The sequence below is a fragment of the Paraburkholderia strydomiana genome (assembly GCF_031456815.1).
In the GTDB taxonomy this organism is placed as follows: Bacteria; Pseudomonadota; Gammaproteobacteria; order Burkholderiales; family Burkholderiaceae; genus Paraburkholderia; species Paraburkholderia caledonica.
Map to the genome: position 1 here is coordinate 192,697 of NZ_JAVDVL010000004.1, position 14,648 is coordinate 207,344.

13 protein-coding genes are annotated in these 14,648 nt (G+C 62.0%); 9 read left to right on the forward strand and 4 right to left on the reverse strand.

Going from position 1 to position 14,648, the window contains the following annotated elements:
- Positions 1-49: 49 nt before the first annotated feature.
- The 3 genes from J2W46_RS13395 to J2W46_RS13405 all read left to right on the forward strand — a co-directional run bounded on the left by J2W46_RS13395 (position 50) and on the right by J2W46_RS13405 (position 3,358).
- Positions 50-1,075, forward strand: coding sequence for an aspartate carbamoyltransferase catalytic subunit (locus J2W46_RS13395; RefSeq protein WP_020069825.1), 1,026 nt, complete (start codon positions 50-52; stop codon positions 1,073-1,075).
- 93 nt (positions 1,076-1,168) lie between these two features.
- Positions 1,169-2,449: a dihydroorotase gene (locus J2W46_RS13400; protein WP_310354323.1), complete on the forward strand. Its 1,281-nt coding sequence runs from the start codon at positions 1,169-1,171 to the stop codon at positions 2,447-2,449.
- A 69-nt stretch (positions 2,450-2,518) separates the two neighbouring features.
- The gene (locus tag J2W46_RS13405; RefSeq protein WP_310354325.1) at positions 2,519-3,358 is read left to right on the forward strand and encodes a lysophospholipid acyltransferase family protein; all 840 of its coding nucleotides are present in this window, start codon (positions 2,519-2,521) and stop codon (positions 3,356-3,358) included.
- Between the two features lie 12 nt (positions 3,359-3,370).
- Here the strand turns inward: J2W46_RS13405 and J2W46_RS13410 are convergent, their stop codons facing one another.
- Complete coding sequence (locus tag J2W46_RS13410; RefSeq protein WP_310354327.1) at positions 3,371-4,255, reverse strand: symmetrical bis(5'-nucleosyl)-tetraphosphatase; 885 nt, start codon at positions 4,253-4,255, stop codon at positions 3,371-3,373.
- A gap of 203 nt (positions 4,256-4,458) precedes the next feature.
- On the opposite strand from J2W46_RS13410, the gene J2W46_RS13415 reads away from it, so the two are divergent.
- The 6 genes from J2W46_RS13415 to J2W46_RS13440 all read left to right on the forward strand — a co-directional run bounded on the left by J2W46_RS13415 (position 4,459) and on the right by J2W46_RS13440 (position 10,066).
- Positions 4,459-5,370: a GDP-mannose 4,6-dehydratase gene (locus J2W46_RS13415; RefSeq protein WP_310354329.1), complete on the forward strand. Its 912-nt coding sequence runs from the start codon at positions 4,459-4,461 to the stop codon at positions 5,368-5,370.
- Between the two features lie 392 nt (positions 5,371-5,762).
- Complete coding sequence (gene rfbB, locus J2W46_RS13420) at positions 5,763-6,824, forward strand: dTDP-glucose 4,6-dehydratase (RefSeq protein WP_310354331.1); 1,062 nt, start codon at positions 5,763-5,765, stop codon at positions 6,822-6,824.
- A 10-nt stretch (positions 6,825-6,834) separates the two neighbouring features.
- Positions 6,835-7,728 carry a glucose-1-phosphate thymidylyltransferase RfbA gene (gene rfbA, locus J2W46_RS13425; protein WP_006048652.1) on the forward strand — a complete coding sequence of 298 codons (894 nt, stop codon included), beginning with the start codon at positions 6,835-6,837 and terminating at the stop codon, positions 7,726-7,728.
- On the forward strand, positions 7,713-8,264 hold the full coding sequence (rfbC, locus tag J2W46_RS13430; protein ID WP_310354332.1) for a dTDP-4-dehydrorhamnose 3,5-epimerase: 552 nt from the start codon (positions 7,713-7,715) through the stop codon (positions 8,262-8,264). Before rfbA ends, rfbC begins: the two co-directional genes overlap by 16 nt.
- Before the next feature lie 6 nt (positions 8,265-8,270).
- On the forward strand, positions 8,271-9,164 hold the full coding sequence (gene rfbD / locus J2W46_RS13435; RefSeq protein ID WP_310354334.1) for a dTDP-4-dehydrorhamnose reductase: 894 nt from the start codon (positions 8,271-8,273) through the stop codon (positions 9,162-9,164).
- Positions 9,146-10,066: a glycosyltransferase family 2 protein gene (locus J2W46_RS13440; RefSeq protein ID WP_310354335.1), complete on the forward strand. Its 921-nt coding sequence runs from the start codon at positions 9,146-9,148 to the stop codon at positions 10,064-10,066. The genes rfbD and J2W46_RS13440 overlap by 19 nt, the downstream gene beginning before the upstream one ends.
- 53 nt (positions 10,067-10,119) lie before the next feature.
- Here the strand turns inward: J2W46_RS13440 and J2W46_RS13445 are convergent, their stop codons facing one another.
- The 3 genes from J2W46_RS13445 to J2W46_RS13455 form a co-directional block, all read right to left on the reverse strand.
- The gene (locus J2W46_RS13445) at positions 10,120-12,027 is read right to left on the reverse strand and encodes a glycosyltransferase family 2 protein (protein WP_310354694.1); all 1,908 of its coding nucleotides are present in this window, start codon (positions 12,025-12,027) and stop codon (positions 10,120-10,122) included.
- Between the two features lie 323 nt (positions 12,028-12,350).
- Positions 12,351-13,802: an ABC transporter ATP-binding protein gene (locus tag J2W46_RS13450; RefSeq protein ID WP_310354336.1), complete on the reverse strand. Its 1,452-nt coding sequence runs from the start codon at positions 13,800-13,802 to the stop codon at positions 12,351-12,353.
- On the reverse strand, positions 13,792-14,625 hold the full coding sequence (locus tag J2W46_RS13455; protein WP_053857620.1) for an ABC transporter permease: 834 nt from the start codon (positions 14,623-14,625) through the stop codon (positions 13,792-13,794). Before J2W46_RS13455 ends, J2W46_RS13450 begins: the two co-directional genes overlap by 11 nt.
- Positions 14,626-14,648: the final 23 nt, after the last annotated feature.

Below are 14,648 nucleotides of genomic sequence, written 5' to 3' on the forward strand. Positions count from 1 at the left end.
CGCAGCCCGCCGCACACACGTTGAAGTCCGTTTCTCCAGCAGGTAACTCATGAACACCGCGAACCAGGCCTCTCACGACCAAGCCGATAGCGCCACCGAGCGCTTTCGCTACGGCTTCCTGAAGGGCAACCCGCAGCTCACGAAAAACGGCGAGCTGAAGCATCTGTTGTCGATTGAAGGTTTGCCGAAGGCGATCGTCAACCACATTCTCGACACGGCAAGTCAGTTCGTCAGTGTGACGGATCGCGAGGTCAAGAAGGTCCCGCTGCTGCGCGGCAAGTCGGTCTTCAATCTGTTCTTCGAAAATTCGACGCGCACGCGCACCACGTTTGAAATTGCCGCGACACGGTTGTCGGCCGACGTGCTGAATCTGAACATCAACGCCTCATCCACGAGCAAGGGCGAATCGCTGCTCGACACGATCAACAATCTGTCGGCCATGCACGCCGACATGTTCGTCGTGCGTCATGCGTCGAGCGGCGCGCCGTATCTGATCGCCCAGCACTGCGCACCGCACGTGCACGTGATCAATGCCGGCGACGGCCGTCATGCGCACCCCACCCAGGGTCTGCTCGACATGTACACGATCCGCCACTACAAGAAGGACTTCACGAATCTGCGTGTGGCGATTGTCGGCGACATTCTGCATTCGCGCGTCGCCCGCTCGGACATTCACGCGCTGACCACGCTCGGCGTACCCGAAGTGCGCGCGATCGGCCCCCGCACGCTGCTGCCGGGCGGCCTCGAACAAATGGGCGTGCGAGTGTTCCACAACCTCGACGAAGGGCTGAAGGACGTCGACGTAATCATCATGCTGCGCCTGCAGAACGAGCGGATGAGCGGCGCGCTGCTGCCGTCGGCGCAGGAGTATTTCAAGAGCTGGGGCTTGACGCCCGAGCGGCTCGCGCTTGCGAAGCCCGACGCAATCGTGATGCATCCGGGCCCGATGAATCGTGGCGTCGAAATCGATTCTCAGGTGGCCGACGGTCCGCAATCGGTGATTCTGAATCAGGTGACGTTCGGCATTGCAGTGCGCATGGCGGTGATGGGGATCGTCGCGGGCAATAACGATTGATCCGGCAAACGCATGCGTGCGGCGCCACCTCGGCGCACACGCGGCAAACCACGCAGAACCTGGCCGAATCCGGCTGAAACCTTAAGGCAGCGCATGAAGATTCATATTCAAGGCGGCACGCTGATCGATCCGGCAGCGGGTACCGAACAGCAGCAGGACGTTTTCATCGAGGCGGGCAAGATCGTCGCGCTCGGCAACGCGCCCGCCGGTTTCGAGGCGACGCAAACCATCGACGCGCGCGGTCTGCATATCGCGCCCGGTCTCGTCGACCTGTCCGCGCGTCTGCGCGAGCCGGGCTTTGAACACAAGGCCACGCTCGAATCGGAAATGGCCGCGGCGCTCGCTGGCGGCGTGACGAGCCTCGTTTGTCCGCCGGACACCGATCCGACGCTCGACGAACCCGGTCTCGTCGAAATGCTGAAGTTCCGCGCCCGTAATCTCGATCAGGCGCATGTGTATCCGCTCGGCGCGTTGACGGTCGGCCTGAAGGGCCAGGTCATCACGGAAATGGTCGAACTGACCGAAGCGGGTTGCATCGGTTTTTCGCAGGCCGACGCGGCGGTGGTGGATACGCAGGTGTTGATGCGCGCGCTTCAATACGCGAAAACGTATGGCTACACGGTGTGGCTGCGTCCTGTGGATGCCTATCTCGGCAAGGGCGGCGTGGCGGCGAGCGGCGCGCTGGCGTCGCGGCTCGGCCTCTCCGGCGTGCCCGTCGCGGCGGAAACCATCGCGCTGCATACCATCTTCGAACTCGTGCGGGTGACGGGCGCGCGGGTGCATCTGTCGCATGTGTCGTCGGCGGCGGGCATCGCGCTCATGCGCGAGGCAAAGGCCGAGGGCTTGCCGGTTTCGTGCGACGTCACCGTGAACCATGTACATCTGATCGACCTCGACATCGGCTACTTCGACGCGCAGTTCCGGCTCGACCCGCCGCTGCGTCAACAGCGCGATCGCGAAGCGATCCGCGCGGGTCTCGTCGACGGCACCATCGACGCAATCTGCTCCGACCACACACCGGTCGACGACGATGAAAAACTGCTGCCCTTTGGCGAAGCGACGCCGGGCGCTACCGGCCTCGAGCTGTTTCTGTCGTTAACGGTGAAATGGGCCGACGAAGCCGGTGTGCCGCTTGCCAAGGCGCTCAATCGCGTCACCGCAGCGCCGGCCGCCGTGCTCGACCTGCCAGCCGCGGGCAGCGTTGCGGTAGGCAGTGTGGCCGACCTGTGCGTGTTCGACCGTCACGCGCATTGGCGCGTCGAGCCGCGCGCGCTGAAGAGTCAAGGGCATAACACGCCGTTCCTCGGTTACGAATTGCCGGCTCGCGTTCGCGCGACCATCGTGGCCGGTCGCGTCGCATTCGAGCAACGCTAACGTGCCCGGCATGGCTCACGCATTGGCCAGCCTGGATTTCGCATCGACCCGCAACGGAAAGCTCCGAACATGAAGCTCGCGTTACGCAAGGCCCGTCTCATCGCGCATCTGCTGCACGGCATGTGGATCGTGGCGACGCGCTTTCCGAAGGTTGACGCGGACCGGCGTCATGCGCTCAATCGCGAATGGTCGCTCAAGATGCTGCGCCTGTGCGGCATACGGCTCGTCGTGCATAACGACGGCGCGCGGCTCGACCGCGGTGCGCTCGTGGTGGCCAATCACATCTCGTGGATCGACATCTATGTGATCAATGCGTGGCGGCCCACGCCGTTCGTGTCGAAGGCGGAGATCCGCCAATGGCCGTTGGTCGGCTGGCTCGCGCAGCAACTGGATACGGTGTTTATCCAGCGTGAGAAGCGCAGCGACGCAAAGCGGATCATGCATGAGCTGTCCGACCGTTTGAACGCGGGCGAGCTGATGTGCGTGTTTCCGGAAGGCACGACGTCCAATGGACTCGCGGTGCTGCCGTTTCACGCGAATATGTTTCAGGCGGCGGTGTCGGCGTGCGCGCCGGTGCAGCCGCTGTGCATCATGTACGAAGACGCGCACGGGCGGCAGTCCACGGCGCCTGCCTATATCGACGATCTGTCGCTCGCGGACTCGCTTAACTTACTGCTGCGCGGCGGGCCGTTGACCGCACATGTGTACGTGTGTGCGCCGCTTGCGGCGGGCGCGGACCGTCGTACATTGGCGGCCCAAGCGCAAGGCGTAATCGAAGCGGCGCTGCGCGAGATGCAGGGCGGCGCGGCAACAAGCGGCGCGCTCATCGCCGAGCAGGCGGCGACGTCCGCATCCGCCGAAACAATGATTGAACCCGCCGAGAACCCGGTGCGCTCGCCAGGCGTCTAATTCCCTTACTGCTTAATTGCCGCCGCTCGAGCGGCAGTTGTCGCATTGGACCTGCGTGAGTGTGCGCTCCGCGGGATTTTGCGCGAGCCGCACGGCCGACAGCTTTTCGCCCCACACGCAGCCAGAGTCGAGCCCGATCAGGTAGTCGCGCAGCATCAGCCCTAACGCGGCCCAATGGCCGAACACCACGGTCACGTCAGCGGTCTTGCGCCACGGCACGTCGAACCAGGGCATGCAGCCGGGCGGCGCGGCGTTCAGGCCGCCGCTGCTGCTGAAGTCCATCGCGCCTTCCGCATTGCAGAAACGCACCCGCGTCAACGCGCTGCACGTGACGCGCAGGCGTTCGATGCCTTTCAGATTCGGCGTCCACAGGTTCGGCTCGTTGCCATACAGGCCCGCCAGTGTCTCCTTCCAGTTCGGCGCGCGCAGCGCCCGCTGCAATTCGTCGGCGAGTTCGAGCGTGAGGTTCACGTCCCATTGCGGCACCACGCCCGCGTGCACCATCAGCATGCCGTTCTCGTAGTGCGCGATAGGACGGTGACGGACCCATTCGAGCAGGTCTGCGGCATCGGGCGCAGCAAGAATCTCGTCGATCGTGTCGCCCTTTTTCGACTTGCGAATTCCCGCCGACACCGACAGCAGATGCAGATCGTGATTGCCGAGCACCGGCACCGCGCTATCGCCGAGCGCGATGATGTCGCGCAACGTGGCAAGCGATTCGGCGCCGCGGTTGATCAGATCGCCCGCGAACCATAGCGGCGTGCCGGCCGGCGGCGCGGCCTTCGCGAGCAGCCGCTGGAACGGCGTGCGGCATCCTTGCAGATCGCCGAAGGCCAGAGGCACGGGGTGCTGCTGCGAAATTGACGAAGGGGTTGAAGGCGCGGTGAAGGGAGTCATCGAGGAAATGTTTGCGGTTCGATACACGCGGCGGCGAACGGGGCTTGCCGAGTTGGGCAGTGCAGCAAGCGAGCGTGACATAATAGCTCGTTTGAAGCGCCGGCATCGCGCCATGCCGCGGCTACGGCTGTTGTCGCAGCATGCAGTGAACGCCCGGCGCGATATTGCATCACAACAGGATGACCCTCGTGAACGGAGAAAGCATGTCGTCTTCCCATGCGAAGCAACCCGTCCGCACGCTCGTCACCGGGGCGAGCGGCTTTACTGGCCGCTATCTGGTCGATAACCTGCTCGGCCGCGGTCATACCGTGATCGAAACCTTCGCCGGCCGCGACGAGCCGGAAACGCCCACGTGCCTGAGGCTCGATATCACCTCGCCGGAGAACTGCCGGCGCGTGATCGAAACGGCGCGGCCCGACTATATCGTTCATCTTGCTGCGATCAGCTTTGTCGGCCACGACGATCCGCTCGACTTCTACCGCGTCAACGTGATCGGCACGCTGAATCTGCTGGAGGCGTGTGCCGCGACCGGTCATACGCCGCGCAAGGTGCTGATCGCGAGTAGCGCGAATGTGTATGGCAACGTGACGAGCGACGCGATCGACGAAAGCTTCCCGCTCACGCCGGTCAATCACTATGCGGCCAGCAAGGCTGCCATGGAAACGATGGTGCACACCTGGTTTGACCGGTTGCCCATCCTGATTGCGCGTCCGTTCAACTACACGGGGCGCGGGCAGGCGCCGAACTTCCTCGTACCGAAAATCGTCGAGCACTTCGCGCGGCGCGAGCCCTTTATCGAACTCGGCAATATCGATGTTGCACGCGATTTTTCCGACGTGCGCTATGTGGCGAGCGCTTACGAGGCGCTGCTCGATTCCGAGGCCGCTTCCGAGACCGTGAACGTGTGCACCGGCACACCCTATACGTTGCGCGAAATTCTCTCGGCCGCAAGCGACCTGACCGGCCATGAGTTGCAAGTGCACATCAATCCCGCTTTCGTCCGGCAAACCGATGTCAAGGTGCTCGCCGGATCGCCCGCGAAGTTGCGCTCGCTGGTACCCGAAGTGCACGCTATCCCGTTCATGGATACGCTGCGCTGGATGCTCGCCGCCTGAAACGCACGGACCGGGCGCTCGCCCGTCCTTCATGACGGCCCGCTCCGCAAGGGGCGCGGCCTTCCATCACCTTCGCGTCGCTGACAAAAATTACGCGCCTCGTGCCGCGATATATCTCATATAAATAGAGCGCCGATCCGGTAAGCATGGGCCACCCGGCAGTGGGGGTCGGAAATTCCGCCCGAATGGGAACTTGTCAAGCTGTTTCAAGTTGTTAGGGTTCTAGTTTTTGTTCAGGGGCGCTTTATAATCGGGGCTTTTATAAGATTGGTGTCTGAGCGTCCGCCTTGATGCGGAGGCGCAGCCGCTGAGAAAATCAGACTCCACAACGCGTGGCGCGCGGGCCGGCCGACCAATGCCGGGGCTGTCGCAAACATCTGGAAGGGAATTTCATGATCTTGGTTACGGGCGGTGCCGGCTTTATCGGCGCCAATTTCGTGCTCGACTGGCTGAATACGTCGGACGAAGCGGTGCTGAATGTAGACAAGCTGACCTATGCCGGCAATCTCGGCACGCTCAAGTCGCAGCAGGGCAATGCGAAGCACGTATTCGTGCGCGCAGACATTTGTGACCGCGCCGCCATGGACGCGCTATTCGCCGAGCACAAGCCGCGTGCCGTGCTGCATTTCGCGGCCGAAAGCCACGTTGACCGTTCGATTCACGGCCCGGCCGATTTCGTGCAGACCAACGTGGTCGGTACGTTCACGCTGCTCGAAGCCGCGCGAAGCTACTGGAACACGCTCGACGACGCCGACAAGGCCGCATTCCGCTTCCTGCATGTCTCGACCGACGAAGTCTTCGGCTCGCTTTCCGCTACCGATCCGCAATTCTCCGAGACCACGCCTTACGCGCCGAACAGCCCTTACTCGGCGACCAAGGCGGGCTCCGACCATCTGGTGCGCGCCTACCATCACACGTACGGCTTGCCCACGCTCACCACGAACTGCTCGAACAACTACGGTCCGTACCAGTTCCCCGAAAAGCTGATTCCGCTGATGATCGCGAACGCGCTCGGCGGCAAACCGTTGCCTGTTTATGGCGACGGTCAGAACGTGCGCGACTGGCTGTATGTCGGTGACCATTGCAGCGCGATCCGCGAAGTGCTCGCGCGCGGCACGCCGGGCGAGACGTACAACATCGGCGGCTGGAACGAAAAGAAGAACCTCGACGTCGTGCACACGCTGTGCGATCTGCTCGATCAGCTGCGCCCGAAGGCGGGCGCTTCGTATCGCGACCAGATCACCTACGTGAAGGACCGCCCGGGCCACGACCGCCGTTATGCGATCGACGCTCGCAAGCTCGAACGCGAACTCGGCTGGAAGCCCGCGGAAACGTTTGAAACGGGTCTTGCAAAGACGGTGCAGTGGTATCTCGACAATCAGGCGTGGTCTGACGAAGTCGCTTCGGGAGACTACCGGAAGTGGGTTGAGACCAACTACGCGCAACGCGCGTAAGGGCACGGCAATGGCGCGCAAAGGCATTATTCTCGCGGGCGGTTCGGGCACCCGGCTCTATCCGATCACGCATGTCGTCTCGAAGCAGTTGCTGCCTGTCTACGACAAGCCGATGATCTACTACCCGCTTTCCACGCTGATGGTGGCGGGCATTCGCGACGTGCTGATCATCTCCACGCCGCAGGACACACCGCGCTTCGAAGCCATGCTCGGCGACGGCAGCCAGTGGGGCATGAACATTCAGTACGCGGTCCAGCCGTCTCCCGACGGTCTCGCGCAAGCGTTCATCATTGGCCGCGAGTTCGTGGGTAATGACCCGTCGGCGCTGATTCTCGGCGACAACATTTTCTACGGCCACGACCTCGCAAAGCAGCTCGAGCGTGCAAACGATCAGGCCGATGGCGCCACCGTGTTCGCGTATCACGTGCACGATCCGGAGCGCTACGGCGTGGTCGAATTCGACAAACAGTTCCGCGCGTTGTCGATCGAGGAAAAGCCGGCCAAGCCGCGCTCGAACTATGCGGTCACGGGTCTGTACTTCTACGACAAGCAGGTCTGCGACATCGCGGCGGACATCAAGCCGTCGCCGCGTGGCGAGCTGGAAATCACCGACGTCAATTCGCGGTATCTGGCCAACGCCGCGCTCAATGTCGAGATCATGGGTCGCGGCTACGCGTGGCTCGACACGGGCACGCATGATTCGCTGATCGAAGCGGCCACGTTCATTGCGACGTTGCAGAAGCGCCAGGGCCTCGTGGTCGCATGTCCCGAGGAAATCGCGTATCGCCAACAGTGGATCGGCGCTGAGCAGTTGCTCGCGCTCGCCGCGCCGCTCGCGAAGAACGCCTACGGGCAGTATCTCCAAAACATTCTTACGGACCAAGTTGCATGGCCATCCAAGTAACCGCTACGGCGCTGCCCGAAGTCAAGATCATCGAGCCGAAGGTATTCGGCGATGCGCGCGGCTATTTTTACGAGAGCTTTAATGCCGTGGAATTCGCGGAGCGTGTCGAGGCTGGCGTGACGTTCGTGCAGGACAATCATTCGCGTTCTGCGAAAGGCGTGCTGCGCGGCTTGCACTATCAGATTGAACATGCGCAGGGCAAGCTCGTGCGGGTGGTGGAAGGCGAAGTGTTCGACGTCGCGGTGGATATTCGCAAGAGTTCGCCGAACTTTGGCAAGTGGGTTGGCATGACGTTGTCGATGGAGAACCATCGGCAATTGTGGGTGCCGCCTGGCTTCGCGCATGGTTTCGTCGTGCTGTCGGAGTCCGCGCAGTTCCTGTACAAGACGACCGACTACTGGTTCCCCGAGCATGAGCGCAGCATTCTCTGGAACGATCCCGCCATCGGTATCGAATGGCCTGTTGATTTCGAGCCGCTGCTCGCAGCGAAAGATGCGGCGGCCAAGCATCTCGCGGACGCTGAGCATTTCTCCTGAGGTCGTATGAGCGCGGGTGATCAACCAACGATCCTCCTGACCGGCGTCAATGGCCAGGTCGGTTTTGAACTGGCGCGCACGCTACAAGGTTTGGGCAAGGTCGTCGCGCTAGAGCGTAGCGCGCTAGATCTCGCCGACCTGGAGCAGGTGCGGCGCGTCGTGCGCGAAGTGAAGCCGCGACTCATCGTAAATCCCGCTGCACACACGGCGGTCGACAAAGCCGAAACCGATATCGACGCAGTCATGCGTCTGAACGCGGAAGCGCCCGGCGTGCTCGCAGAAGAAGCGAAGCGGCTCGGCGCGGCGCTGGCTCACTATTCGACGGACTACGTATTCGACGGCACCAAGGCCGGCGCGTATGTCGAGAGCGACGCGGTCAATCCGCAAAACGTGTACGGCAAGAGCAAGCTCGCGGGCGAACGGGCGATCGCGCAGTCCGGCTGCGCGCATCTGATTTTCCGCACGAGCTGGGTATATGGGACGCGGGGGAGAAACTTCCTGCTCACCATGCTGCGTCTCGGCGCAGAGCGCGATGAGCTCAGCGTGGTCGCCGACCAGTATGGTGCGCCGACGTGGTCCAACACGATTGCGGCCCTGAGTGCAAACGTACTCGCGCAAGCCGTGGCGCCCAATCAGTCCGATTGGTGGGAAAAGCATTCGGGCGTTTATCACCTGACCGCCTCGGGCAGTACGTCGTGGCACGGTTTCGCTGAAGCTATTTTCGAGTATTCGCAACTCGAGAAGAAGCCCACGGTGAAGCCCATACCTGCTGCGTCGTATCCGACGCCGGCCACACGCCCGAGCAACTCACGGATGTCGAACGACAAGCTCGCTGCCAGCTTTGGCGTACGCGCGCCCGACTGGCGGGACGCTCTGCGCCTATGCATGTCAACGAAGTGAATGGCGAGCCGCGGCAGCCGCGTTCGGGCGCAGTCGTGGTTTTCTACCATCCCGACGCGGCCTGCGTGCAGCGCGCCAACCGCCTCGCGTCCTTCATGCGATGCGTTGTCATCGACAATACGCCGTCAGTCTCCACCGCCCGCGACCTGGGCTTATCGGATTCGATCGAATACTTGCCGAACGGCGAGAACCTCGGCATTGCCACCGCGATCAATCAGGGTATCGACATACTCATTCGTGAGGAATTCGAAGTCGCGATCCTCTTCGACCAGGACAGCGAACCGCCCGGATCGCTGTTTGTCGAGTTGCCGGCAATCATCGCTCGCGCCAACGCGTCGCAACAACGCGTTGCGCTGGTTGGGCCCGCCTACGACGACCCTCGCTTGCGCGGTGTCGCATCGTTCGTTCGCTTCAAATGGTGGGCGCTGGAACGTGTATCGCCCACCGGCGATCAGCCTATCGAGGTCGACTTTCTGATTACCTCGGGCTCATGTATCAATCTGCGCTGGTGGGCAAGCATTGGTCCGATGGACGACGCGCTGTTTATCGATTTCGTCGATCTCGAATGGTGTGTGCGCGCAAAGCGGAAAGGCTTCCAGGTTCTCGGTGTCCCTTGGGTGCGCATGAGTCACGAGCTCGGCGGTGAACCAGTCCGCGTACTCGGGCGCAACTATCCCATGCATAGCCCGTTGCGGCACTACTACCAGTTCCGCAACGTCGTTGCGTTGATCAAGCGCCCGTCGATGCCGATGGCATGGAAGAGCACTGAGCTCATCAAACTCCCGATACGCGTGCTGATTTACTGCTTCTTTCCGCAGCAGCGAAGAGATCACCTTGCGATGGCGTGGCGCGGCGTTCGCGACGGTTGGCACGGGCGGCTTGGTGCGTACCGTCGCCAGTAAATACGCCGCAGCGGCCGGCAACGGCCGCTGGTTTGACCCACGCATTCGGGGTGTCAATCGAGTATGTGGGTGCGCGGCGGGTCGGCTAGCGTGAACAGCGGCAGTTGCGGGTTCAGCGTCAGGTTCGGGTTGTACGCCGGGTCATATTCCAGCTTGCTCGCCCAACGATTCTGCATCCATCGAACCTCGCTGACGAACCTCTCGCGCTTGTCCGGGTCCATATCCGAACCGCGCGTGGCCGATTCATGGTGGTACAACTCAGCGTGCGGTGTCCACACATTCCGGTAGCCCGCTTCGCCTACGCGTAAGCAGAAGTCAACGTCGTTGAAGGCGACAGCCAACTCTTCGTTCAGACCGCCTACTTCGTGGTAGATCGACTTGCGGATCACGAGGCAGGCCGCCGTGACCGCGGACAGATTCTGCCGCATGACCGCCCGGCCGAAATAACCGAACAGCCCGCGTTTCATCTTGTGATGAATATGGCCCGCGACACCGCCGAGGCCGATCATCACGCCGCCGTGCTGCAACGTGTTGTCCGGATACCAGAGCGCCGCGCCGACCGCGCCGTGGCCGGGCTGACAGGCAACGCCGACCATCTCGTTGAGCCAGTCAGGCGAAATCACTTCAATGTCGTTGTTCAGCAGACAAAGATAGTCGCCAGTGGCCATAGCCACCGCGCGATTGTTAAGCGCTGAGTAGTTAAACGGCGAATCGTCGCGGACAACACGAACGTTGCTCTTCTCCGAAATCTGCGCGAAGTAGCTCAGCGTTTCTTCCTTGACGCTGCCATTGTCTACCACGATGATTTCGTAGTTCGGGTAAATGGTTCGCAATAGAACGCTTTCGATGCACTGGCGAAGCAGGTCAACGCCGTCGCGCGTCGGGATGATCAATGACACCTTGGGTGCAGGCTGAGGCACCGCATAGCGGACGTGCACGATGGCCGGCTCGTCGAAGACCTGTTCGACGGTCGCTTCCGCGCCGATGCGTTTCAGGTGCTCCTGCAACGCGCGAATGGCGGCCAGCAGCGCATACGGCTTCTCGCTGCCGCTGCCGGCGGTACTGCCCGGCGCCATGCGCCAGTGATAAAGCAAGTGAGGAATGTGGACAACCTTGTCATGCCCTGCGATTTCCACGCAGCGCAATGTGAGGTCGTAGTCCTGGCTTCCTTCGAAGCCTTTACGAAAGCCGCCTGCTTCGCGGATCAATGCGGTCTCGAATACGCCCAGGTGAGAGAACATGTTCTGCGTCAGGAACAGTTCCGGGTTCCAGTCGCATTTGAAGTACGGCATTGCGCGCTTGCCGTCAGCGGTGAGTTTGTCCTCGTCGCTGTAGAACATTCGTGCGTCGGGGTGCTTGTTGATATAGCGCACCACCGAGAACAACGCGTGAGCCGGCAGGACATCGTCGTGATCCAGCAGCGCGACGTATTCGCCGGTAGCAATCGACAGCGCGCTATTGCTCGCTTCCGAGATATGACCGTTCACCTCCCGGAACACAACCTTGATCCGCTGATCGAGCGCCGCGTATCGGCGCAGAATCTGCGCCGGCTCGGGCCTCGTCGAGGCGTCGTCTGCGATGCACAGTTCCCAGTTTTGATAGACCTGATCCCGCACCGACTGGATCATGGCTTCGAGGAACACCGGGTCGCTGTTATAGGTCGGCACGACGACGGATATCAGCGGCTGACGCGCGAACGTCGCCATGATCGTCTTCGCCTTGTCTCGCTCCGCTTCGCCGAACGTGTCGAAGCGATCGATCCACGCGCTGTAGACGGCTTCCGAAGGCGGTCTGTCTGCGAAGCCTGCGCCACTTTGCAAGCGGCGCAGGCGATCGCGTGCGCCGGCTATGCCGCCGCGGCGCAGCGCTTTGGCGTAGTAGCCGAGCGCGCCAGCGTAGCCGCCCTGCGCTTCGGCCTGTCGCTCGATGGTCCCCCAGACAAGACGGAGCGCACGGGCCATCGCCGACACGCGACGCAACGGCGCGGTGATACGCCATGACGGCGAGGTAAGAACGCGTTGCAGTTCGACTTCGAGTCGTACCCGCTCGTTTTCTACTGACGCGTAGTGGGTCAGCTTCTCGAGCGCGAACGCCAGTTTTTCCTCGAGCACCTCGGCGCGTTGGGTTGCTGCGGCGAGTTCCGACTCGTGTATTGCAGCAGGCGCGTTACGCGGAAGCGGAGCGGGCCTGGGGTCGCCGACATTGTGGCCAGACGTCATTTTTTGAAGCGCGAACGAATCGCGTTATTCCATTGGTTCAGGTCATTCAGGCGCGAAGCGGAATGTCACGCCTGTTCTACTTCATCTCGAACGAAGAGCGCTATGTAGCTCATCGGCGCGCCGACCAGACCGGTCGTCACGCTCGTTGACTCCGATTTGACGATCAGGGCGTCGTGCACACAATCCCGTACGGCAATTGTGCCGGCAACATGGGCAGCCCCGGTAAGCACCAGCGCGGTAAACGCGTAATCGCCGGGCGGCAGAATCGGCATGTCGAACACGAACTCCGCCTCGACCGCGGGCGCTTCGCGCAACGCTGCGTTGTCGCCGGTGCTCGTGAGCGAGGTGTCGTCACCGAACAGCGGCTGACCCAGCCGGTCTTTCACGAAGAAGGCGAACACCGGCAACGGGCCGGACTCCGGTCTCTTCGCACGGATGCGCAGCAGCACGCGCTCGCCACCGAGCACCCAGCTCACCGCCGATCCCTGTTCGCTGATCAGTTCCACCGACTCGATGAGCGGCGTATCTCTCTGCGTGGGCAGGCTATGTGGGTCGACGTCAAGCGCGGTGAGCGTCACGCCCGGCGTGGCCGCGTTTTCAATGAAGCGTTGCCGTTGATCCGCGGTTTGCGCTTGCGTCGGTTGCCGTGTCAGCCCCGCTGGCGCCTTGATGTCCGACCCGCTTTCGCCAAGGTCCTCGGCGCTGGCCCATGACGTAGCTTCGCCTTGCTGCTGGCGGTAGAAAGCTTCGAAGTAACTGGTGCAGACGTGCCTGGCTTCCCCAGTCTCGCGAATCACGCCACGGTCGAGCCAGATCACGCGCGAGCACAGGCTGCGAACCGCAGACGAGTCATGGCTCACGAACAGCACCGTGCCCGTTTGCTGGAACCGGCGCAGGAACCGCATGCATTTTTGCGTGAAGAACGCATCGCCCACGGCGAGCGCTTCGTCGATCACCAGTATGTCGGCGTCGACGTGGGCGATCACCGCGAAGGCCAGCCGCACGAACATGCCGCTGGAATAGGTTTTTACGGGCTGGTCGATAAAATGGCCGATATCGGCGAACTCGATGATCTGCTCGAGACGCGCGTCGATCTGGTCGCGGCTCAGCCCGTGCAACTGGCCGTTCATGTAGATGTTTTCGCGGCCGGTGTATTCGACGTCGAAGCCGGAGCCGAGCTCCAGCAACGCCGCAATCCTGCCGCGTGTTTCCACCTCGCCGCCGGTGGGCACCAGTGTTCCGCAGACAATCTGCAGCAAGGTGCTTTTGCCGGAGCCGTTCCGGCCGATAATACCGACCGTTTCTCCGCGGGCGATTTCGAAGTCGACGCCCTTAAGGGCCCAGAAGGTACGAACGCAGTCCTGGGCGCGTTTGAACAACGCTCGCCGTAGCGGCCGCAACGGCGCGAGGGTGCCGAGCAGGCCGAGGACACTGCGCTTGAGGCGGTCCGAAGGCTGCTCGTACGACTCGAAGCCTTTGGTCAGCGACGCGGCGCGGATGGCAATGTCAGATGACATCCGCAAATCCCCGTCGCGTTTTCTGGAACCATCCGAACCCGAGCCACGCGACGAGAACGGCGATGGCGGTATAGATGCCCCAGCGGCTCCAGTCGATGGAGTGGCCCCACACGAGCACATCACGGCTTTGCTCGATGGGATACGTCATCGGGTTCAGATAGACAAACGTGCGAAAGCGTTCCGGCAGCGACGAGACCGGAAAAAAGACGGGCGACAGGAACATGAGGGCCGTGATCAGAATGCCTATCGTTTGTCCAATGTCGCGCAGATAGACACCGGTCGCCGCGAGCGTCCAACTGATGCCGAGTATGAACACACACAAAGGCGCGAGCACGACTGGAAGCAGAAACGCTGTCGGCGGCACTGAACCGACGATCAACCACTCCGCCACGAGCAGGATGAACACGCTGACGCAAAGATGGAACATGGCGGAAAGCAGCGTCACGCAAGGGAGAATCTCAAGCGGGAAGACGATTTTCTTGACGAAGTTCGCATGCGACAGAATCAGGGTCGGCGCGCGGCTCACGCACTCGGAGAACAGATTGAACATGATCATCCCGGCGAACAGGACGACGGCGAACTCGCCTTTGGACGCTGTTTCGGTGCCCGCGGCACCGCCGCCCCAACGCGATTTGAAGACCGTACTGAACACGAACGTGTAGATGGTCAACATCAGAAGCGGAGTGAGCAGCGACCACAATATTCCGAGTAATGAACCTTTGTATCGCCCCACTGCATCGCGGCGTGCGAGGTCCAACATGAGGCGCCGATTCTTCACCAGCGATGCAGCGAGGTATCGTGGCGAAACGCTAAAACTGTGCATAAGTCGGTCGTCGATGCTCTACA